Genomic DNA, 22720 nt, shown 5'->3' with positions numbered 1-22720 from the left:
AAAGTTTAACAAGTAAAGATATAGCGAAAACGTGCCGCTACTGTGTTAAATAACAGCCTTTAAAGGATTGTGTACAAGGCAAGGTTTCGATTGTCGAGTGTGTGATAGAAAACTGTTTAGCTAACATATCTTTGATTGACTGCAAATCGTCATTACTCAGTGTAATGCTGGCTTCAAGATGAAGGGTTGTGTCGTCCAACTGCCACACGTGCAAATGGTCAACTGCTGACACATTATCTTGTTCTAAGATTGCTGAATACACACTATCAACATCGACATCAGCTTGGGTACCTTGCATCAAGATAATAACACTTTGCTTCGCATAATCAGCGCCATGGTAAAGTACATACACAGAAATCAAGATAGTGGCGATTAAATCGATAATATACCATTGATATAAAATAATTAATGTGCCTGAAATGATTACAACAAGTGACGCTAAAGCGTCTGATAAATTGTGAATAAACGCCGCTTTTAAATTTAAATTGTCCTTTGCTCCAGCTTGGTATGTAAGCCACGCTGTAGCAACGTCAATCACCAACGCAATCGCCGCAATGTAAACAACAATCCAGCCATCAACGGGCGATGGATTTAAAAATTGACTAAACGCTTCAAAAATTAGGTAACAGCCAACTAATATTAAAATAGTGCTATTGATCAAAGCACCAAGGATCTCAGCGCGTTTATAGCCAAATGACATTACGCTGGTGGCTGGTTTTCTTGCGATTCGCCGCGCAATAATTGCAATAACAATGGCACCTGCGTCACTTAAATTGTGAAGTGCATCAGCAACAAGCGCCATACTGCCTGACAAAATGCCACCAATAATCTGCGCCACAGTCAGTAATACATTAATCACAACGGCAAGCGACAATTTGTTATCGCCGCTATGATGATGGTGGTGATGATGTGAATGCGACATCGAATTTCCTTATGCTATTTGGCGGTATTGTTGTGTGTTAACCAGCTCAGTTGCGTCTTTACACTCTAGCGGTTTACTGAACAAATAACCCTGTACTTTATCTACGTGTAAATCGATTAGCGTACTTTGCTGATCGTTGTTCTCAACACCTTCTGCAACAATGGTTAAGTTTAACGCTTTTGCAATGGCACATATTGCTTTTACAATTTGTAAGCCAGCTTCACTTGATAAATCATTAACAAACGAGCGGTCAATCTTCAAGCCATTTAGTGGCAGAGCCTTTAATCTAGCCAATGAACTGTATCCTGTACCAAAATCATCAATGAGTAAGTGATAGCCTGCATCTGATATACATTCTAGTATGGGTATAATATCAGCCTGATTTTCCATCATTGCAGACTCGGTAATTTCAAGTTGTAACAGTGACCTAGAAACGACGTTTTGTGACTCGAGCCAGTTGAGTAGCTCGTTATTTTTTAGTTGTTTAGGAGAAACATTCACGTTCACAAAAAGCTGATTTGATGTATCAAGATTAACACTAGCACAAAAGTGTGCGGCTAATTTCGCAACGTGTAGTCCTACATCAGATATTTTGGCCATATCTTCAATAATAGGCACAAACTCAAGCGGTGAAATAGTGCCAAGTTTATCGTCATGTACTCTAAGTAATGCTTCAAAGCCTAAAAGGCGATTTGACATTAAACAGTAAATTGGCTGGTACACCAATCTAATTGCCGATAGGTAACTATCGCTGCTGCAAAAAGTTTCAATTTCACGTTTACGACGGTTTGCGATAGCAAGTTCATCATTATAAAAAGAATACTGATCTCGCCCCATTTGTTTCGCACGATACATAGCAAGATCGGCTTCATGTAATAATTGTTCTGGGCATAACTCACACGGCGCCGCAATAGTGCGCACGCCAATACTCGCTGTTATACATTGATATGCGGTTTGTTGTTTTCGTAATTGATGTATGGCGTAAGTCAGTCGCTCAAGCATATTCTCAATTGAAACATTTAACCGATTTTGTGCTATGAACAATGCAAATTCATCGCCGCCAAGACGCGCCACTTCACCATAGCTTGAGAATTCGCTTTGAAGTAATCTGGCAAACGCTTTTAACAGTGCATCACCTACCTTGTGACCATAACCATCGTTAACCAATTTAAATCTATCAAGGTCAACATATAAAAGATGATAGCAGCCCTGGTGACTTGTGAGTTCATTACCAACACCATCTAAAAACGCTTGTCGGTTTAATAAATCGGTAAGTGCATCGTGCTCTGCCTGATACCTTAGTTTCTCTTCATGTTGCTTAGTGGCGGTTATGTCGAGCAAGCGCCCTTCAAACAGTGTACGCTCTACATCTTTTATCCAATGCCCTTTTAACAATAAACAATACGTTTTACCTAACTTGTTTTGCACAAACAACTCATTGGAAAACTCATTGTTTTGACATGCTAAAAATAAAGCCTGTTGTTTCTCGCTCATCAGGCCACAAATATTGTTATTTGCGTCATCTGGTAAAAGCAGATCAATAAACGCCGGATTCTTCTCTAATATGTCGCCTTTATCGTTACAACAAAAGAGTCCTTCGGAACAATTTACAAACAAGGTTTTGTATTTTTTCTTGGTTTCTAATTGCTGTTCTAGTGCCTTTACTTTTAGTTGTGACGTGGCTGCTAAATTTTGCTGTGTTTTCTTTAATGAATACGTTTTGATACGCACAAGGCGGTTAATATGTGCATATTGATTACGAATAGTGACTAAATACATGAAAAGCGCAAAACCAAATAAAATAGCTAAGGTGCAAAGCCCCGCACTTATAAGGTAATGACTTTGGCGCACGTAACTTGGGTTGAAGTAAGCAATATCCAGTGTTTTATCAAAAAATGGGATGCGTTGTTGCGCTAGTGGCTCAGCAAAGGACAGACCTAATGAGTTTTGCCAATCTGAATTATAAATGGCTTGATTACCTACACTAATTGTAATGTGCTGATTTTGCGTATCACCTGATGCATGAATGTAGTCGAAAAAGCTTTTAATGTTAAACCTGAGTGACACTGTTTTTACATCAGCGGTATTAAGAATAACGCTCCAAAACTCAGAGTTTGGCCACTGTTTTACAATAAAAGCGTTAGCACTGTCATTGTTAATAGATATTGTACTGCCAACTAAGTGACCAAAGTCAGATTCAGGGTAATTGGCCAGTAACACATAATTTTCATACTGGTTAGAGAAACTAATACTATCGCTAATAGTAAAGTCGAACGCCCCGACTTGTTGCATATAATCTTCAACAAATTCAACATTGCTTGGTGTCAGGCGATAATAGAACTCAATGCTTGAATCGAACGCTAAACCATTAATTTGGTCATCAATTAATGGTTTTACGTGCTCTTTCGACGCATTTGATGAAGCGCTATATAGGCTCGCGATACCTGAAATTAAATTCTCTACATAATCACTTTTACTAACAATAGCCTTACTAAAGCTTGAAAGTTGAAACTGCCACTGCTCAGACTGCTTTTGCTGTAATTGCGATGCAAACCAATATGCCAGCGCAATGCACCCAATCACATAAATAACAAATACCAATAAATAAGGTTTATATTTATTGATGAGCAAAAAATCAGGTTTCATCTATAGACTTATCGCTAGAACTAGTTAAAAATACAGTAACGATAATAATTACTATTGCGATTTATGAGAAGTGTTATTTTCCTTTTTATCTCGTTTTTCGCGTTAACTGCACAGGTATTAGCCAATTCTGTAGTAAACGTATACTCATTCCGAAAAGCAGAAATAATTTCCCCTTTAATAACCGCGTTTGAACAAGAGCATAACGTGCGGGTAAATCTGGTTTATGGAAAACCAAACGCATTGCTCAATAAATTTACTGCCAATGCAGACAATAGCCAAGTAGATGTATTATTAACGTCTGAATTAGGACAACTTCAATCGGTAAAGCACTTATTGCAGCCAATAAATATTCGAAAACCGCCAATCGCCCCTCAATTAGTGGACGATGAATATAAGTGGGTCGCATTGTCGTTACGAATTAGGGCATTGTTTTCTCGAACAAATGAAAAGCCAATCACGTCATATAGCGAATTAGACAGCGAGCAATTTTATGGCAAGCTTTGCAATCGTGATTTTAATCATAGCTACAATCAACAAATGGAAAAATCACTGCATGCGATTGGTAATAAGCAAGATGTAAAGTGGCTGAAAAGTTACGTTTCGCTCTTAAACAAACGCCCTTCTGGCGGCGATCGCGACCAGTTGCGAGCTGTGTTTAAAAAACAGTGTGATTATGCGCTCGCAAATCACTATTACTATCACATGCTACGTAACAGCAAAAAGCCATCGGACCGTGAAGTTGCGGCAAGCTTAAGCATGCATTTTTTAACAACTTATAATGGAAAAACGCCCGTTTCAGCGACTGCCGCAGCAATTAGTCAATACGCGCCAAATAAAGAAAATGCGCAGCGATTTGTTAACTATTTGCTGTCATCTAATGCGCAAGCAATAATTGCAAATGAGCTTCATGAATTTGCGGTAAACAAGCACGTGCGAGATCGCCAATTAGTGCACTACCCAAATTTGTCACTATCGTTGCAAAGTGTAAAACGGGCACTTTAATAGACCAATTCCATTTTCAGGCGTTTTTGTGAGATTGGTTTATACTTTAGCGATTAGCAAAAGTAATAATAAGTTGTTATGCAAAAAGCGTTGTGGTCATTGTTGTTATTGGTAGTGTGTTGTCAGTGTTACAGTGCGCAAACACCACCTGTCGAATGCAAGACCCCGCTTTCACTGTCGATCACTAACGACTGGTATCCCTATGTTAAGTTTTCTAAGTTTGATAGCACTACCGGTGTCGATGTAGAGCTACTGAAAAAAGTGCTCGAGCAAATGGGCTGTGAACTTACCGTGATTCGCTTTCCTGAACGTAGAACCCTATTTGAACTCACTATCGGTAATTTTGATATTGGTCTTGGCGCCAGTAAAACGCCCGAACGGGAACGGGACTTCTACTTTTCAAAAACCTACCGCCTAGAGCGGAATCGATTTGCCTATCGACAAAACGACCACAGCGTTAAGCAAAGCAAAAGTTTTAAATCAATTATTAAACAGCGTAAGCTGATTGGCGTTAATTTGGCGGGTTGGTACGGTGACGAACTAGAGCGTGCCAAACAAGCGTATAACGGCTTTGTTTTTTCAGAAACAACAATTAAACGCTTGGAGATGTTAGTTAAAAACCGTGTCGATATTGTGATTGATGACGACGTTGTACTTTGCAGCGAAATATCAAGACAAAACCATCCTCAGGTGGTTATTCACCCGTTACTACTGTCACAAGCAAGCATTCATTTTATCTTTAACAAACAGAGCGTTTCACCTACTTTTATGGCGCGCTTTGACACTGCGCTCACTAAAGTATTAGCCAATGGCGAGCTTGAAGCTTTGTTCTCGCATTATGTATCGCCAAGCTGTGCTGAGCAGCTTATTTAGCTTTCTTTTTTCTGCAAAACCTTCGTTATAAAATAAAGCGCGCTATCGCTATGTTGTGCCATAAGATAGTGTTAAAATGCCGCCAATTTTGATTCGATGAAAAATATATAATGCTTAGTTCAAACAACATCACCATGCAATTTGGTGCAAAGCCACTTTTCGAAAATATTTCAGTTAAATTTGGTGACGGTAACCGTTATGGTCTAATTGGCGCTAACGGCTGTGGTAAATCAACGTTTATGAAAATCTTAAGCGGTGAGCTTGAGCCAAGCGCAGGTAATATTTCATACGACCCAAATGAGCGCATTGCAAAGCTAAATCAGGACCAGTTTGCTTACGAGCAATTTACCGTTGTTGATACCGTAATTATGGGCCACAAAGAGCTGTGGGATATCAAGAAAGAGCGTGACCGTATTTATTCTTTGCCTGAAATGAGTGAAGAAGAAGGTATGTTGGTTGCTGATCTTGAGACCCAATTTGCAGAAATGGACGGTTATTCAGCCGAAGCAAAAGCCGGTGAATTACTGCTAGGTGTTGGTATTCCAACCGAGCAACATTATGGTTTGATGTCGGAAGTTGCACCAGGTTGGAAACTACGTGTGCTACTTGCACAAGTACTGTTTGCCGAGCCAGACATCATGTTACTTGATGAACCGACCAACAACTTGGATATCTACACCATCAAGTGGTTAGAGGACATTTTGAATCAACGTGATTGCACTATGATTATTATTTCCCACGACCGCCATTTCTTGAACTCAGTATGTACGCATATGGCTGATATCGACTATGGTGAATTACGTATTTACCCGGGTAATTACGATGAGTACATGTTTGCCGCAACACAAGCGCGCGAGCGTTTATTATCAGACAACGCCAAGAAAAAAGCGCAAATTGCCGAACTACAACAGTTCGTATCTCGCTTCTCTGCTAACGCATCAAAAGCAAAGCAAGCAACATCTCGTGCTAAGCAAATTGATAAAATCCAATTAGAAGAAGTAAAAGCGTCGAGCCGTCAAAATCCATTTATTCGTTTTGAACAATCAAAACAATTATTTAGAAATGCACTTGAGCTTGAAAGCCTTGCACAAGGTTATGACGATACTTTATTCAGTGACTTATCTGCGCTTGTTGAGGTAGGTGAAAAAGTAGCGATTATTGGTGAAAACGGCGTCGGTAAAACCACGCTATTACACACCCTAGCGAATCGCCTGCCTGCGAAAAGTGGCAGCCTTAAGTGGTCTGAAAATGTAAACATTGGCTACTACGCGCAAGATCATGCAGATGACTTTGCGACCGATATGGATCTGTTTCAATGGATGGAACAATGGCAACAAGAAGGTGATGACGAGCAAGTAGTACGTGGTTATTTAGGCCGTTTACTGTTTTCTCAAAACGACATCAAAAAATCAGTTAAAGTAATTTCTGGTGGTGAGCAAGGTCGCATGCTATTTGGTAAATTAATGATGCATAAGCCAAATATCTTATTAATGGATGAACCAACAAACCACATGGATATGGAATCTATCGAATCACTCAACCTTGCGTTAGAACAATACCAAGGTACTTTGTTTTTCGTATCCCATGACCGCCAATTTGTATCGTCGCTTGCAACCCGTATTTGGGAAATAAAAGACGGTAATGTAATTGATTTCCAAGGTACTTATGACGAATACCTTGCAAAAAAGGCAGCTGACGAAGCAAAATAACCCGGGTTAGCTTAACCAATTACACTCTTGAAAAGGCGCTATTTATTAGCGCCTTTTTTATTAGCTACGCCAAGCAACGCGAACACTTTCAAAAAACAACGCTGTCATAAAAAATTCATATACTAATTTTGTACATAATAAAATCAACATCGAGAATAAATCTCATTGATTTTAAACAGTTTTATTTAAATATTACGTATATTTAAGCTGCATTTACTTTTGCTTTATGACAGTTTTATTGCAGTTAACGTAATCCTTTCGTATCTTATTCTTGTTCAAGGTGAACACATGTTTATATATTTTAAGGAAATTTCATGACTCGTAAGTTAACACTCTCGTTGCTTGCAGCATCAACCCTCAGCCTTGTCGGCTGCGGTGGCTCATCAACTTCACACGAACCAGCGCCAATCGTACCTAATTCTGGCGAACTTAATATTGGATTTTTAGGACTTCCTGACGGTGCGTCTGCTGATGTGTTGGTTGAAGGCCCCAACGGTTATTCCAATACCGTTAGTACCAGTACCTTACTTACACAACTGGCCCCTGGTATCTACACACTTTCAAGCGTTGCCCAATCCATAAACAATAAACGTTATCTCGGCATAAACGAATCGATATCGCTGAACGTTTCAAATGGTTTGGTTTCAAATGCGATTTATGAATTTGGCTATGCAACGCAAACCATAGGTACGGTAAGTGGTTTTGGTAGTTTGTATGTCAATGGTGTTCGTTACAATACCGACAATGCTGACTTTACAATTAATGGCCAACCAGGCTCAGAAGATGCAATCCGTTTAGGTGATCGCGTTGTGCTTTCAGGTTTAACCAATAACCAAGGCCGTTTTATTGCAAATAGTGTTAACTACGAAGCAACAGCGACTGGTCACATTCAGCGCATTGATTATGCTAATGAGACAATCACAGTACACGGCCAAATATTTGTCTTAACCGGTGAATCTAACTTAGAAGAAGTTACCTTTGATGCGTTAAAACAAGGTGACTTTGTCGAAATCAGTGCCGTATATTCAGAACAAGGTGGCTTTTTAATCTCCAAGCTAGAGCGTAAAGACGACAAAGACACGCTTTCACTTACCGCAAAAGTTACAGCGCTGGATAGTGCTAATAACACCTTAACAATCAACGACACAACTTTTAATACATCAAACGTAACTTTACCCCCAGAGCTTGCTGTTGGTGATATTGTCGAAATTGAGTTTAACCAGCTAAATGATGTTAACGTTATTACTGACATCGAAATTGAGCACTATGATGAACAAGATGGTGTGTCTGTTATTTTAGACGGTCCAATAGTCAATGTTACAGATAGCAGTATTACAATTGCCAACACACAAGTATTGATCAATGACGACACGGATTTTGAAAATATATCATTAGCGCAACTTGTAAATGGTACACGTGTCGTTGTTGAAGCAATCATTATTGATAATCAACATATTGCTGAAGAAATCGCGCTGTATGTTAGCGCAGACAGCGATATTGAAGGTGTAATCACCGATATTAATCTGGCATTAAATACCATTACTGTAAATGAGCGCGAATACACAATCACACCGTTTACCCTGTTTGATGATGAATCAAACGCCGACGATAAACAACTGACGCTTTCAAGCTTAGCGATAGGCGATTTTGTTGAAATAGATTTTTACAGCGATGATAACGGCAACGCCTTTGTGACTAAGTTAGAGCGCGAAGAGCAATCTGAAAACGACGATGACATTTCGATTTCAGGCAAGGTTAGTAATATTAACCTTGATACAAATACCTTTAACGTTTCGGGTATTACAGTATTTGTAAATGCATCGTCAGAGCTTGAAAACCGTTTTGGCAATGATGTAACTGTTCAAGACTTTATGGCATCACTTAGCGATAACGATAAATTGGAACTAGAGGTATTCAAGACATCGGAAGATGGCTACTTAGTGCTAGAAGCAAAATACCAAGATAGTTACGACGATAGCTTTGACATTGAAGGTTCAATTACAGAGTTCACTAGTATTCAAGATTTTAACGTAAACGGTTTTCAAATCATTACCGATGAAAACACGCAATTTTCACATCCACTAGATATATTTCAAAACGGTGTCGAAGTTGAAATCGATGCAGTACAACAAGACGGCAACACCCTGCTAGCACTTGCTGTTGAACTTGAAGATGAGAATGATACACGCGAAATCGAAGGTGAAATTACCGCGATTCAAAATGATACAATTACTGTTAACGACACTGCCATTTTGCTAACTGCCGATACCCAGTTTGAGAATGGCACACGTGAGCAGTTAAGAGAAGGCGTGATGGTTGAAATTGACGCTATCATTAACAGCCAAGGTCAGCTTGTTGCGACTGAAATAGAATTTGAACAACAAGACGACATAGAATTAAACGGTTCAATCACAGAAATAGTAAGCGATTTTCAATTTAAGGTTAACGACACCCTTGTTTACTTTGATGCCAATACGCAATTTGAAAATGGAAATCAAAGTAAACTCGCGCTCGATGTACTCGTAGAAGTTGATGCGATTGAAACCGCAATTGGTTTGTATGCCGCTGAAATCGAGTTTAAAGCAAACGAAGAGTTTGAAATTGAAGGTGAAATTCAAAACCTAACCGACACTCAATTTACATTAAGTGACGTTGTTATCCACTACTCAAGCGATACCCAGTTTGAATTAGAAGGTAATCAACTTGAAAATGGCTTAAGTGTTGAAGTGGCTGGCACAATAGATAAAAAGGGCCAATATATCGCATGGCGAATTGCCTTTGATGACTAGTCACTCATAGATATCACACACAAAAAGAGTACGTTCTTAAAATGAACGTACTCTTTGTTACTTTAATTTAACTCGCTGGCAAGATTGAAATAATTTTACTTTCGTTTTTATTTCGGTCATTTATGGTTAAGTAGATTGTGCCATTTGGCGCGGTAACCACATCACGAATACGCCCTAAACCTTTCAGAATAATCTCATCTTCAATTACCTGATTATTTTGAATACGTAAACGATGCAATTGCTTTTTCGCTAGGCTGCCAACAAACAAGTCGCCCTGCCAATTTTTAAACACATTTCCGGTATAGAAGTTAATACCAGCAACCGCAATTGATGGCGTCCAATGGTGAATTGGCGACTGCATACCTGGTAACTCAGTGTGTTCGGTGATCGGCGTACCGTTATAATTCATACCAAACGTCACTTTTGGCCAACCATAATTCACACCTTTGGTGATTAAGTTAAGCTCATCGCCACCGCGTGGGCCATGCTCTGTTGACCATAAATCCCCTGTTGTTTGATTTATGGCTAAGCCTTGTGGGTTACGATTACCATACGTCCAGATTGTTTGTTGTGCGCCCTTTTCATTATAAAACGGGTTATCTTTTGGAATACGTCCATCTTTAAAAATACGGTGTATTTTACCGTTTTGCGTTGTAATGCTTTGCGCATCATTTTGATGGCCTTCATCACCGTTAGTAAAGAACAAGTAGTCGCCTTGGATAGCGAAACGTGAGCCAAAGTGCCAACCGCGATTTTTACGGTTTTCTGGCTTCGCCTCAAATAAGGTTTGCTCTGAAACCCATTTACCATCGCTTATTTTGCCGCGCACAATTTTAGTAAAGGCAATCTCGTCACCGTTATCGTTTTTCCCTGCAGCTTGGCTAAACGACAAATAAATCCACCCGTTTTGGCTATATTGTGGGTCGGGATATACATCAAGTAAGCCTCCTTGACGGTTATGCCATACCTCAGGAATGCCAATTACTTGCGTTTTTTTGCCGTTTTTCGACATCATCCACAGTTCACCCTGGCGAAGCGTATACAGTAAACTGCCGTCCGGTAAAAAGTCCATCGCCCAGATAATTCCGTCACTGGTCAGAATTTCTTGTGTCGTAACAGTTTGATGCTTTGTGGTGAATACTTTACCAAGAGATGATTCAGGCGCTTTTTCCCTTTCTACTTTAGCGCCCGCTTCGCGAATAAATACAACAAGCGTTCGTACTTGTTCATCGCTTAGCGTTTCACCAAATGCTGGCATGCCAACGTTAGCGATACCATTTTTGATAGCATTGGTTAATGCTTTATCAGTGCCATCTGTTAGCCATGTGTTATCAACTAACGAAGGCGCCATTGCGCCCATTAATGTTTCGCCATGGCAAGACGCACAAGTAGATTTAAACAATTCTTCAACTTTTGCCTGTGATGGCAAACTTGTAATGCTTGCTAACATCGCGCCTAAAATCGATAACTTATTCATTTTTTGATACATATTATTATTTCACGGTAGATCGAATGCACAGTAATTACAGTATAATGTGTCGAGTTTCGGTTTTCAGTCAAGATGCGTTTAAAGGTTTGTTTCGTGCGAGAAGTGTTTAAGAAGTCGTTAATTGTTTCATTATTAAGTGTTCATTTCACATCATTGGCCGAGCAAAATAGCCAAAGTTTTGCCGATATTGAAACCATAGTGACAACCGCGTCGCGCACCAAGAAACGCCATTTCGACCTAATTGGCAATACCAGCATTATCAACAAAGGTGCAATTGCTACCATTAACGCAGAGCACTTAAATCAAGTGTTAAGCTTAGCGTCAGGGGTATGGTTAAGTCGTGGTAATGGCCAAGAATCATTGCTTTCGTTGCGTTCGCCTGTGTTAACAGGAGCAGGTTCTTGCGCTGAATTTTTGATGTTAGAAAATAACATTAGCCTACGGGCACCCGGATTTTGCAACGTAAATCAATTATTCGACAGCCATTTTGAAATAAGCGACCGTATCGAAGTAGTAAAAGGCAATAATTCTGCACGTTATGGTTCAAACGCAATCCATGGCGTAATCAACATTAATAATACGCTCTACGCCAGCAAAAATCAGCTCGCACTAGATGTAGGCAATGATGATTTTTACCGGTTAAATGCAACGGCAAGTAACGATTTTGACAATATGCAGTTAGGTATTGGGGTAACCGTAACGAGCGATGGCGGTTATCAGTTGAGTTCCGGTTATCAACAGCAAAAACTATCAATCTCAGCACAACATCAGCTCGGCAATTGGCAAACAACACACCATTTTAGTGTAACTAATCTCGAGCAAGATACCGCAGGTTATTTACAACAAGGCGAAAATGCATATAAAGATAAATCGCTGTTGAAAATTAATGAATTTCCAGAAGCCTATCGCGACAGTGTCTCTATGCATTACAGCATGCAAAATAGCGCTGAAATAAACAATGCGCTTTGGCAACTAACGCCCTATCTACGTTACACAGATATGACGTTTTTGATGCACTTTTTACCTGGTACTCCCATTGAGAAGAACGATCACCATAGCATTGGACTCCAGTTATCTCGCTACGCTCAAGTTACGGATGCCTTGTCCCTTAAATTAGGTAGTGACCTCGATTTTACCCAAGGTTCGTTACAACAATATCAAACACATGACACCATATCAGATTCGGCATTTTTAAGGGCGGTACTGCCTAAAGGCCAACACTACGATTACACGGTTAATGCAAAAAATTACGCGCTTTATGGTCAGCTTGATTACCAAATAACAGCTGATCAGAATGTTTTTTTAGCGCTTAGACATGATATTACTGAATACGATTACGATAACGCATTAAGCACAGGTAATTTAAAAGATGACGGGACTGCGTGTGGCTTTGGCGGTTGTCGATACACTCGTCCCGCTAATCAAACCAATCGCTTTAACGATACAAGCTACAGCCTTGGCTATTCTTTTACGCTAAACGACAATACGATTGTATTTGCTAAACTAGATAACAGTTTTAGAGCACCACACACCGCCGAACTTTATCGCCTGCAGAACAATCAGCAACAAAATGACATAACCAGTGTCGACGCAAACCAGCAAGAGCTTGGCCTACGCTTTCAAACAGAAACGGTATTTGCTGAGCTTGCGTTTTATCATCTAACTAAGAAAAACGCGATTTATCAAGACTCTGACAGACATTACCTCAATGGTTTATCGACTCAGCATCAAGGACTCGAATTTGATCTAACCTGGCACCTTAACGACACACTAAAAGCGCGCTTAAATTCAAGTTATGCAAAGCACACCTATGAAAATAACCCGACGAACGGACAGCAGCTCAAAGGCAATGAGATAGATACCTCTCCGCGCTTAATTGCAAACCTCGTTCTTGATTGGCAAATAGCGCAAAACATAACCAGTCAGTTTGAACTAAGGCATCTTGACGGTTATTACTTAGACGATAAAAATACGCAAGCATACAGCGGGCATACTGTTTCGAATTTACGTGCTAAATGGCAAATCAACAGCAATTTTTCTCTCGCATTTGCCGTACTTAATGTATTTGATACACGCTTCGCTGAAAGGGCCGACTATGCATTTGGGAATCACCGTTATTTTATTGGCGAGCCACGCAATACCAGTGCAACTTTGCGTTATCAGTTTTAATTTAAAACCGGTGCTTTTAGCTAACGCTAATTAAAACCGTTAAGCGCATTGAACTTAGTAACTAATTGTGGCGTATAAACGTTAGGTATTATTCGGAGAGCACAATGACACGTAAAGAGGTTAAAGTTCCTAGTTCACGTTTGAGTCGAGCGAGTAAGTTTGGTGGGTTATTAGCAAAAGTAGCAACTAATGTTGCCTACAATGGCACCAAGCAACTATTTAGTGGTAATAAGCCGTCCGTGTCAGATCTCGTTTTAACGCCCAGTAACTTACAAAAGTTAACCAATGAGCTCGCCGCAATGCGTGGTGCTGCAATGAAATTAGGTCAACTTCTTTCGATGGATGCAGGTGAGCTTATTCCACCTGAGTTAAGCCATATTTTAGCAAAACTACGAGACAATGCGCACGCTATGCCACACAAGCAGTTAGTCACTGTGCTTCGTGACGCTTGGGGTGATAATTGGGTTGATAATTTTGCTTATTTTAATCTTCAACCCTTTGCCTGTGCATCTATCGGGCAAGTGCATATTGCCAACGACGATAGCGGAAAAAAGCTCGCGATAAAGTTACAATATCCGGGTGTCAGTAACGCCATAAAAAGTGATGTTGATAATCTAGGGCGTATTTTAAAGCTCTCGGGCCTTATCCCAAAACAAGTTGATCTCAACACGTTACTTGAAAAAACAGCCGAGCAGTTAATCAACGAAGCAAACTATCAACTTGAGGCAAGCTACATAGAAACGTTTAACGATAAACTCGACAATACACAGTTTGCTTTACCTAACGTTTCCCCTTTAAGTACACAAACCATTTTAGTAATGAGTTTTATTGAAGGTATGCCGATTGAACAAGCAGCGACACTGCCAGAAGAAACTCGAAATCACATCGTAAAGAGCTTGTTTTCGCTGTTTTTTGTTGAACTATTTGAGTTGAAGCTTATGCAAACCGACCCCAACTTTGCCAATTATGTGTTTAATAATGAAACACATACCATAGGCTTATTGGATTTTGGTGCTACCCGAGAGATTTCACCGGCTATATCTAATGGATATTTATCGCTTTTCAGTGCGTTAAGTAATCAGAAAAACGCTCAAGTAGAAGATGCAGCCCGTAGCATTGGCTTTTTTAAGCAAGATATCGACTCTATATACCTTGAGCAAATACTGGCGCTTTTTGATATCGCGTCAATGCCATTACGATTTGATGGCGAATACAGCTTTGCAACCTGCACTATCGCAACACAGTTACGCGCACAAAGCGTTACAATTAATAAACGTAAAGACCAATGGCACACACCACCCGTTGATGCCCTGTTTATCCATCGAAAAATCGCAGGATTGTATTTGATAGCAAAGCGTTTAAACGCAAAAGTAAATGTTAATCAGCTGTTTGCTAAATACGCGAAAGAAGCAAAATAATAAATTTAAAGAATCAATAAGCGCTATAGCTTAAAGCGGTTTAGTGCATCACTCACTTTATGGCCGAGCTCATTTATCTGACGAATATTTTCACTTAGTGCCGTTAGTTCATCACTATTTTGTTCTGCACTATGTTCTACTTCCTGCATACGCGTAACGATGTCTTGCGCCATGGCACTTTGCTGTGCACTTGATTGATCTATTTGGTTACTTTTATCTGCCAAACGCGATAAACCTTGCTCAATCAAGTCGACTGCACCTGTAAGCGCTGCGCTTCGCTCAGTACACGTCAGCGCAGCCTCTTGCCCTTGGTTAATCGCGCGCTGCGCATCGTTGGTACCGCTTTGTAATGCGGTTATCATTTGCGCTATTTCTTTTGTTGATTCTTGCGTACGCGATGCTAACAACCTGACTTCATCCGCCACGACGGCAAAACCACGTCCCTGCTCTCCCGCACGCGCAGCTTCGATGGCTGCATTCAGAGCTAACAAATTAGTTTGTTCAGAAATTGCGACGATAGTATCTAGAATACTGCCAATATTACTCGATTGGTTTGAAAGCTCAGCCATCAACGCAACCGATGTATTCAAGTTTGAAGCAAGCAATTGTATTTGTTCTCGGTTTTGCGTTGCCAAATTTAGCACAGCATCACTTTGTTCACTTGCTTGATTAATATCTTCGGAGCTTTCTTTGGTTTGTGTGTTTACCGTATTAGCGCTGGTATGCACATCTTGAGCAAGTGCTGTGGTGTGTTTTGCCCGCTCAATTTGTTTTTCGGCATTGTGCGAAACCGTTGCACTTCTTGCTAAGGAATTTTCAAGGCGCGACTCAAGTGATGCCACCTGTTCGAAAATATCGGTGATCAGCTCTTTTAAATTATCAATAACCCGATTCAATTTATCGCTTACTTCACCAAATTCATCATCGTTAATCTTGCGCGCATGACGCGAGAAATCGCCATCAGCTACTTTTGTAAGCGTATGATTTACATAGCCTAACGGTATTATAATCGCACGTATAGTTAAGGTAGCGATAATTGCAGCAACCAATAGAAAAACACCAGCAATGACCATAAGTAACAACTGATTTTCATCTATTTTTTCATCTGCTAATTGTTGATAACGGTTCACTAGTTCACTGGCGCTTTGTTTTATGGTGTGAATTGAACTGTTAATTTCTTCAGAAAGCGCTTCTACGCGATTGTAGTCGTGTTCAAATTGATTGTACTTAGCAAGCTGTAGCGTCTGTTGTTGATACAAATGTGCCGGGTTATCTACGTTACTGTTAAATACAGCCAAGTTTTGTTCAAAACGAGTTTGAAAATCACCGCTTTCAATATCTGTGAGCTGTTGATTGAGAAAATTGTAGTTGTCTTTAATATTTGCCAGTAAAAACCGCGTATCGTTTTGATGTTTAACTTGCGTTTCACTGTCTAAAGTTTGACTAAGTGCATTGGTTACTTCAGTTAAATTAAACAACATGTCATCGATGCGGATCGCGGTGCCCATCACTTCATCTAACAGGCGCGAACTTAATCCTGTTAATGTTTCTAGGTCATATAATAATTCGGAGCTTTGTGAAATAAGCGCAAGCTGCTTTTCAATCAAAGTTTTGTTTGTTTTTTTAGCATTTAAATAGGCAATTTTGTTATCAGTTAAACTTTCAGACGCTTCAATTAATGCAAGTGATTGGTTATTTAGTTTTTCAAGGTCAATGCTGTAATCTGCAATGCTACTTGAAAGTGTTTGTTGTAGTTGATTTTTAAGTGATTGATTTTGTGCTCTGAATTTTTCTATAACATTTAATTTGTTGGTACCGTAAATTGCGTTAGCGTTTTTTGAGTAGTTGAGAATAAGCGTTTGAATGTCATCGGCACTGCGTTGTACTGGTAAAGCCTGCTCTTTAATATTTAAGTAAGCACGCTCAATATTCGACAATGACATATAAAAAAACAGGCAAACACCCGCAAGCAAAATGCCCACTGATGCAAAGCCAAAGGTGATTTTTTGTTTTACCGTAAAAACCATTAAAACGCCCTACTACTTTAATAACTCGGTTTAAGTATAACGTAATATTTATAAAGTGATTTTGTTTTGAAATGAAACGAAAATACGCCAACTAATGTTGGCGTATTTTGACATCATTAAATTGATGGACGAAATAACTTCTGAGGTGTTTGTAACACTAATAAACGACTTTGATCTTTCAGTACCATATTGTTTAAACGATAAGACGAATAACGAGCCTTAGTGGTAAATGGTAGCAATAGTGAATCGTCACCGTTTAACTCTTTTGCCATTTCAACCGTGGCTATGTCGTAAAAACGCACCCCATCATTACTACCTTGTAACGTTGCTTGTAAACTAAAGCGTCCCGCATCATTTACCATCAATGGCACCTTAGCTTCAATATGCGATTGCGACGCACTAAATGTCACGTTAGGTAACGCCTTTGCCGTTTGTTTAAAATTAACAAATGGAATTTTAAGCGAACGCTTAACTGGCATATTAGCGCGCTCGGCATCAATTTGAAGTTCAAGCTCATACAGGCCATTGATTGCTCCAAAATACGCCAGTGCTTTATCAAAATTAAAGTGGTTATTGGTTATATCTACCGTTACTTTTTCATTTGTTGGGCTAATCAGTTTAGCTGACATCGTTTTGATTTGAGTCGCGTTATCAGTAAACGAAAGCGATTGATATGCCAGTTTATTTGCACTTTGAATAGAACGGTTATTCGCTGCAACGGCTAGAACAACATCACTGCGCTTTTCCTTTACGTGCACTAGATATTTCGCATCATCAATCAGATATTGATTTGTTTTTAGCGTTAGTTGCTGCAAAGCGTGTTGCGACTTTACCTTTAGCGCTACACTGCCATCAGTAAAACCTGCATCGTTCATTTCTTTTTGCGCAAACACTTGTTCTACCTGTGCACGATTGCCCTTTGTTAACACTTTAGAATTTGGTGTTAACGACAATGCACTAACATCAAGCGGTTCAACAAATTGTGTGTTTGCAACATCAAATTTCGGCGCAACTCGAACAAAACTATTCTGAGCAGACAACGGCAACTCAACACCTTGTTTAAGCGCTTTGCCAGATATTGTCATCCAATATTCATCGCTTTTTAATGCTTGCTGTAACGGCTGCTCAACAGCTGGTTGTACTTTTTTAAACTGATATACAACCGGTTCAGCATGGATTGAAAATGTCGATAGTAAGCTTGCAAAAAGCGTTAATACAGTAAAATTTTTCATAATTAGATCTCCGTAATTCGATTGCGTAGTAGGCCATCTAAATTGAAACATTTACGACGACTTTGATGATGACTTAAAGGCTCACTGCCACGTGTTTTATTTTTATCTTTAAACCACACACTGCCCGCAAGCGATTGCGAACTACATTCCAAGAATCCGTCAGAGCAATCATCTAACCAGTTTTGTGTAACCTCAAGCGCCACTTGATATTGATAGCCTCCACAGTAACTATCACCATCCCAAATTGCCGAATCAACATCACTACCTACAACTGCCTCAAATGCAGAACTAAGTGCCGGTCGATTAGGCGTACCATATAACCAATTTTGATTGTAATGTGCCATCCAACCAACTTGCTGCTGTTTCACCGCGTCACTGTCGTAACCTAAGATCCAGCCAAGGGTTGTTTCAAATGAATTACCTGCGGTTACCGCATCGGCTAATGGTGTACCACCAGACGACGGTGCAAGCGCTATCGTCTTTTTGACCGTATTTATAATAGTGACAAAACGGCTATCCCAGGTTGGATTAGATAAAATCCAACGCACAACATTACCGCCATTCGAGTGTGTAATGAGTGTTAAGGACGTAATGTTTTTACTATTTATAAAGTTAGTGAGCTGCTCTGCCAAACAGCCAGATGCTCGCGTATCCCACATATACCGATCGAAATCGCAATTGATCACCGTGTAATTGTTTGTGTTACTTAACCCTTGCCTCACTGAGTTTACAAATTCACCTGTCCAGTAGTCATTATATGCATCTGTTTGACTTCCAGTCCCATGAATAAAGGCCAGTCCATGACTTGCCCAAAGAGGCGTGCTTGCGTACAACAACACCGCATAAGCTATTATTTTCGTTATTTTCATACTGTGTGTTCCTAATTATTGTTTGTGATCGGAGGAGTGACCTCCGATCACAAAATAGCCAATTTAGGTACAATTACAACATTTTTTTACACTTTATTAACAATTGGTATGATTAAGCCGATTGTTATTACATAAATATGAAAGCTGGGTTATATATCCATAACCATTTGATATAGCCAAACGAATCGTTTGTATTAAATTTGACGTGGAAAACACACTGTTTTACTAAGAAAAGACGCTAAATCCACTAACTATCTTTAACGGAATCCATTACAACATGGGTCGTTATGGTCGCGACCTGCTCAATATCACCTAACACATTGGTGTGAAATTGCTTATAACTTTTCAAATCTTTGGTTTCTACTCTTAAAATATACTCAAACGCACCGGTTACGTTGTGGCATTCAAGCACTTCTTTTGAAAGTGTAATTGCCTCTTCAAATTGTGTTTGCGCTGTTTTAGTGTGCACCGACAAGCCTACCGTAATAAATGCTTTAAATCCGATCCCTAGTTGCTCGGTGTCAATGGTGGCTTTATAACCTGTAATAATCTTTGCCCGCTCAAGCTCTTGTACGCGGCGTAAACATGCCGATGGCGATAATCCAATTCGCTCTGCCAATTGAATATTGGTCAAACTACTGTCGCGCGATAACTCAAACAATATTTGTTCGTTAAATTTATCCATATCTAAATTTTATTGTGCCATTTGATTTTATTAGACAATATAAAACAGCAAATTGCGCAATAAGTAAATTACTCTATTAAAAAAGGAGTCCACTATGAATACTGAATTACTTATTGCATTAATAACATTTTGTTTTGTTTCATCTATCACCCCTGGCCCGAATAACTTAATGTTATTAAGCTCAGGGTTAAATTTTGGTCTGCGCCGTTCGATTTCGCACTTGTTAGGTGTTGCCATTGGTTTTAGTGTGATGGTGCTATTGGTGGGAATTGGCGTAAGTCAGTTATTTCAAGCCCTACCTGCAAGTTACACCGTATTAAAATGGGTAAGCATCGTCTATTTATGTTACCTTGCATACAAAATCGCGAATAACCATACTATTGATGAAGTCGCATCGGATGCGAAACCATTAACCTTTATGCAAGCTGCGCTTTTTCAATGGGTCAACCCTAAAGCGTGGACAATGGCGTTAAGTGTTAATGCGGTGTATGCCAGTGATCAAAGTCTACAATCTGTGATGTTAGTAAGTGTGGTGTTTTTACTTATTAACTTACCATCCATTGGCTGTTGGTTAGTATTGGGTAAAAGTTTAAAGCAACTTATTGCCTCACCCATTAAAATACGTTTGTTTAATTGGTTTATGGCGGCACTATTGGTTGTATCGGTTATACCTATGCTTTAATCCCCTAGTTACTAGAGGTGTATTAGCGCTTTTGAGCATAATACATTCAAAAGTATGAAGAAATAACAACAGAACAAACGGGTGATTTGGACTTTCTGGCAGCGTTTTCTTAGCGTTTAGCTTTGTTAACTAAAGCGATAACCGCTCTAGTTTATTTCTTAAGCAAGCAAACAAGTTTGAAGATAGCGATTAACGTTCAAAACCCCTTAATAGTTTACGGTACATGTATCAACATTCTGTTTATCGCAATAGTGAAAACCTAAATAAGTAAATTCTCGCTTAGGTTTCACATTGTGTTTTAAATACTGATACAAATATTCGGCGCCCTGTTTTCCCATATCAAACGGTTTTTGGCCAATATTGACTGTGGAAAGCCCCTTAGATAATGCACTCAATTGCAACTCTTCGGTATCGGCTGAAACAATCACAATATCACCCGATTTAATCTTAGACTTAAACTGATTAAGCTGGTCAATGTAACGTGGATTAAACTGAGCAAATCCCGCTACGGCGATAAAAATCGGCGGCGCATCGAGTTTGATCTTACCTACTAACTGACTAAGTGCTAGACCTCGTTTACCCAAGCTGTAAACTGGGCATAATTCATGCTCTTGCCATTGGTAGCCATCATTCAAACGCTGTAAACTTTGGCCACTTAACGCATGGCGTACACCTTTGATTCGCTGGTTTAAGTTTGGCGTAGATGGATGCCCAGACTGCAGGCACACAGTGTTTGTGTGTTTAACGTTATTTTTAACGTATTCGCCTAGGGCAACACCAAAATCGAAATTATTAGTACCAACATACGCTAAACGGTAATCATGATGTTGCGGTAACAAGTCAGAGTCAAAGGTAATAACTGGAATATCAAGCTCAAATGCTCGCTTAAGGGCACCATTTACTAAGTAATCAGAATCAGTAACCGAAATGAGTAACGCATTTACTCCGCTTTCGATCAGTCGGTTAATTTTGAGCGTTTGACCACGAATATCTTGAAAGTCATCAGCGCCTTCATAAATACATCGTAAATCTGGGTGATTTTTAGCGACAGACTCACACCCTTTAAATGATTGGATATAAAAACTATCATTTTTGGTTTTACCGATAACACCAATTGTGTAGCTGGCATTACTGGTAAAACTAAATAAAACTAAAAATAAGTTGAATAAAAACAACAACCAAAAACTACTATTTTGTGCTTTATTCCGCATGGAGATGACTACAATAAATTTAAATACAATCTCAGTATAGAAGCATCATTGTGTTAAATTAAATAGTTATTTACGATTTTTTTAACTTTCATTCATTTTTGAATAATAACCAATCAAAAGTGGCGTTAAAAACACACAAAAATAAAACAGCAATGATAATAGGTGCCAATACATTTTTTTACAAAAGAGTGCCTGACAGACATTACCCATTTATTACAATTCAATTAAATCCACTTAAATCAATTCGATTGTTCACTTTTCAATCCAAATACGAACAATTTATACGCATAAAAAGATTGATCTATATCAATGATGGGATTAGTATATTTTAAAGTTTCAGAAATTATTGAACGTTTAGAATGTTACTAACACCAAAAATCGAAAGTTTTGTAATGCATTGCGGCGAAATGGGCAGCCGTTGGGGATTTAACCGCACAATCGGTCAAATCATGGGTTTATTGCTAATGAGTGAAGAACCTCTAAGCGCTGTTTCGTTATCAGAAACCTTAAATATCTCGCGCGGTAACGTTAGTATGGCAATCAAAGAATTACAGTCGTGGCGACTAGTATCGGTAATTCATAAGCCTGGCGACCGAAAAGATTACTATGCACCCGCTGGCGATATTTGGGAATTAGCAAACCGAGTATTTGAAGAGCGCAGAAAAAGAGAGATGGACCCAACCCTATCTCTTTTGCGCGCTTCAATCATTGATGAACCCGCTAATGCAGAAGAAGCGTATGCACAGGACAAAATGTCTGAGCTGCATGATTTGCTTGAAACCATCACCGTTTGGGCAAGTGAATTACAAAGCATGAGTCCTGAAAAGCTGACAACACTTATGAAGCTCGGCTCTGGTGTTGTTAAAGTACTCGATTTTAAAGATAAAGTTTTGAAAAGCGGTAATAGTAATTAACCGCTTTTTTTGTGCGCACTGAAAAAGTGCATATGTCGTCGTGTTGCTATTTAATTTTTGTTTTATTGAATACCGGAAGAAGT

At 39.4% G+C, this 22720-nt stretch carries 16 protein-coding genes; 8 read left to right on the top strand and 8 right to left on the bottom strand.

Translation table 11 applies throughout. From position 1 onward, the window contains the following. Positions 1-37: 37 nt before the first annotated feature. Complete coding sequence (locus C2M30_RS18600; protein WP_105172825.1) at positions 38-922, bottom strand: cation diffusion facilitator family transporter; 885 nt, start codon at positions 920-922, stop codon at positions 38-40. 9 nt (positions 923-931) lie between these two features. Further along, on the bottom strand, positions 932-3568 hold the full coding sequence (locus C2M30_RS18595) for a sensor domain-containing protein (protein WP_105172824.1): 2637 nt from the start codon (positions 3566-3568) through the stop codon (positions 932-934). 63 nt (positions 3569-3631) lie between these two features. Between C2M30_RS18595 and C2M30_RS18590 the strand changes: the two genes are divergently transcribed. The 4 genes from C2M30_RS18590 (at position 3632) to C2M30_RS18575 (ending at position 9941) form a co-directional block, all read left to right on the top strand. Further along, positions 3632-4570 carry a substrate-binding domain-containing protein gene (locus C2M30_RS18590; protein ID WP_105172823.1) on the top strand — a complete coding sequence of 313 codons (939 nt, stop codon included), beginning with the start codon at positions 3632-3634 and terminating at the stop codon, positions 4568-4570. 78 nt (positions 4571-4648) lie between these two features. Further along, a complete protein-coding gene (locus tag C2M30_RS18585; RefSeq protein ID WP_105172822.1) occupies positions 4649-5443 on the top strand; it encodes a substrate-binding periplasmic protein in 795 nt (264 codons plus the stop codon). A gap of 110 nt (positions 5444-5553) precedes the next feature. Next, the gene (locus tag C2M30_RS18580; protein WP_105172821.1) at positions 5554-7152 is read left to right on the top strand and encodes an ABC-F family ATPase; all 1599 of its coding nucleotides are present in this window, start codon (positions 5554-5556) and stop codon (positions 7150-7152) included. 314 nt (positions 7153-7466) lie between these two features. Further along, complete coding sequence (locus C2M30_RS18575) at positions 7467-9941, top strand: DUF5666 domain-containing protein (RefSeq protein ID WP_105172820.1); 2475 nt, start codon at positions 7467-7469, stop codon at positions 9939-9941. A 67-nt stretch (positions 9942-10008) separates the two neighbouring features. Here C2M30_RS18575 and C2M30_RS18570 read toward each other — a convergent pair whose 3' ends face one another. Further along, a complete protein-coding gene (locus C2M30_RS18570) occupies positions 10009-11418 on the bottom strand; it encodes a PQQ-dependent sugar dehydrogenase (RefSeq protein WP_234004780.1) in 1410 nt (469 codons plus the stop codon). A 105-nt stretch (positions 11419-11523) separates the two neighbouring features. Between C2M30_RS18570 and C2M30_RS18565 the strand changes: the two genes are divergently transcribed. Both C2M30_RS18565 and C2M30_RS18560 read left to right on the top strand, forming a co-directional pair. Next, positions 11524-13599 carry a TonB-dependent receptor gene (locus tag C2M30_RS18565; RefSeq protein WP_105173005.1) on the top strand — a complete coding sequence of 692 codons (2076 nt, stop codon included), beginning with the start codon at positions 11524-11526 and terminating at the stop codon, positions 13597-13599. 104 nt (positions 13600-13703) lie between these two features. Further along, positions 13704-15017, top strand: coding sequence for an ABC1 kinase family protein (locus C2M30_RS18560; RefSeq protein ID WP_105172818.1), 1314 nt, complete (start codon positions 13704-13706; stop codon positions 15015-15017). A 23-nt stretch (positions 15018-15040) separates the two neighbouring features. Here C2M30_RS18560 and C2M30_RS18555 read toward each other — a convergent pair whose 3' ends face one another. The 4 genes from C2M30_RS18555 to C2M30_RS18540 form a co-directional block, all read right to left on the bottom strand. Then, positions 15041-17044, bottom strand: a complete 2004-nt coding sequence (locus tag C2M30_RS18555; RefSeq protein ID WP_105172817.1) for a methyl-accepting chemotaxis protein — start codon at positions 17042-17044, stop codon at positions 15041-15043. Positions 17045-17160: 116 nt separating this feature from the next. After that, positions 17161-18276 carry a DUF4785 domain-containing protein gene (locus tag C2M30_RS18550; RefSeq protein WP_105172816.1) on the bottom strand — a complete coding sequence of 372 codons (1116 nt, stop codon included), beginning with the start codon at positions 18274-18276 and terminating at the stop codon, positions 17161-17163. Between the two features lie 2 nt (positions 18277-18278). Continuing rightward, a complete protein-coding gene (locus tag C2M30_RS18545) occupies positions 18279-19145 on the bottom strand; it encodes a hypothetical protein (RefSeq protein WP_100915288.1) in 867 nt (288 codons plus the stop codon). A 247-nt stretch (positions 19146-19392) separates the two neighbouring features. Then, the gene (locus C2M30_RS18540) at positions 19393-19830 is read right to left on the bottom strand and encodes an Lrp/AsnC family transcriptional regulator (protein WP_010559059.1); all 438 of its coding nucleotides are present in this window, start codon (positions 19828-19830) and stop codon (positions 19393-19395) included. Between the two features lie 94 nt (positions 19831-19924). On the opposite strand from C2M30_RS18540, the gene C2M30_RS18535 reads away from it, so the two are divergent. Beyond that, on the top strand, positions 19925-20512 hold the full coding sequence (locus tag C2M30_RS18535; protein WP_105172815.1) for a LysE family translocator: 588 nt from the start codon (positions 19925-19927) through the stop codon (positions 20510-20512). Positions 20513-20718: 206 nt separating this feature from the next. Here the strand turns inward: C2M30_RS18535 and C2M30_RS18530 are convergent, their stop codons facing one another. After that, positions 20719-21723 carry a substrate-binding domain-containing protein gene (locus C2M30_RS18530; protein ID WP_105172814.1) on the bottom strand — a complete coding sequence of 335 codons (1005 nt, stop codon included), beginning with the start codon at positions 21721-21723 and terminating at the stop codon, positions 20719-20721. A gap of 359 nt (positions 21724-22082) precedes the next feature. Here C2M30_RS18530 and C2M30_RS18525 point away from each other — a divergent pair, with 359 nt between their 5' ends. After that, positions 22083-22637 carry a GbsR/MarR family transcriptional regulator gene (locus tag C2M30_RS18525; RefSeq protein ID WP_100915291.1) on the top strand — a complete coding sequence of 185 codons (555 nt, stop codon included), beginning with the start codon at positions 22083-22085 and terminating at the stop codon, positions 22635-22637. Positions 22638-22720 lie beyond the last annotated feature (83 nt).

It is taken from the genome of Pseudoalteromonas sp. T1lg24, from assembly GCF_002964745.1.
GTDB classification, from domain to species: Bacteria; Pseudomonadota; Gammaproteobacteria; order Enterobacterales; family Alteromonadaceae; genus Pseudoalteromonas; species Pseudoalteromonas spongiae.
This window is presented reverse-complemented; position numbering and strand designations above follow the sequence as displayed.

Bases quoted from the DNA above. Each gene is read 5' to 3' on its own strand.
- C2M30_RS18575 (WP_105172820.1), top strand. From the start codon at position 7,467: ATGACTCGTAAGTTAACACTCTCGTTGCTTGCAGCATCAACCCTCAGC.
- C2M30_RS18545 (WP_100915288.1), bottom strand. From the start codon at position 19,145: ATGAAAATAACGAAAATAATAGCTTATGCGGTGTTGTTGTACGCAAGC.
- C2M30_RS18530 (WP_105172814.1), bottom strand. From the start codon at position 21,723: ATGCGGAATAAAGCACAAAATAGTAGTTTTTGGTTGTTGTTTTTATTC.
- C2M30_RS18580 (WP_105172821.1), top strand. From the start codon at position 5,554: ATGCTTAGTTCAAACAACATCACCATGCAATTTGGTGCAAAGCCACTT.
- C2M30_RS18550 (WP_105172816.1), bottom strand. From the start codon at position 18,276: ATGAAAAATTTTACTGTATTAACGCTTTTTGCAAGCTTACTATCGACA.
- C2M30_RS18595 (WP_105172824.1), bottom strand. From the start codon at position 3,568: ATGAAACCTGATTTTTTGCTCATCAATAAATATAAACCTTATTTATTG.
- C2M30_RS18590 (WP_105172823.1), top strand. From the start codon at position 3,632: ATGAGAAGTGTTATTTTCCTTTTTATCTCGTTTTTCGCGTTAACTGCA.
- C2M30_RS18555 (WP_105172817.1), bottom strand. From the start codon at position 17,044: ATGGTTTTTACGGTAAAACAAAAAATCACCTTTGGCTTTGCATCAGTG.
- C2M30_RS18585 (WP_105172822.1), top strand. From the start codon at position 4,649: ATGCAAAAAGCGTTGTGGTCATTGTTGTTATTGGTAGTGTGTTGTCAG.
- C2M30_RS18535 (WP_105172815.1), top strand. From the start codon at position 19,925: ATGAATACTGAATTACTTATTGCATTAATAACATTTTGTTTTGTTTCA.
- C2M30_RS18600 (WP_105172825.1), bottom strand. From the start codon at position 922: ATGTCGCATTCACATCATCACCACCATCATCATAGCGGCGATAACAAA.
- C2M30_RS18570 (WP_234004780.1), bottom strand. From the start codon at position 11,418: ATGAATAAGTTATCGATTTTAGGCGCGATGTTAGCAAGCATTACAAGT.
- C2M30_RS18560 (WP_105172818.1), top strand. From the start codon at position 13,704: ATGACACGTAAAGAGGTTAAAGTTCCTAGTTCACGTTTGAGTCGAGCG.
- C2M30_RS18525 (WP_100915291.1), top strand. From the start codon at position 22,083: ATGTTACTAACACCAAAAATCGAAAGTTTTGTAATGCATTGCGGCGAA.
- C2M30_RS18540 (WP_010559059.1), bottom strand. From the start codon at position 19,830: ATGGATAAATTTAACGAACAAATATTGTTTGAGTTATCGCGCGACAGT.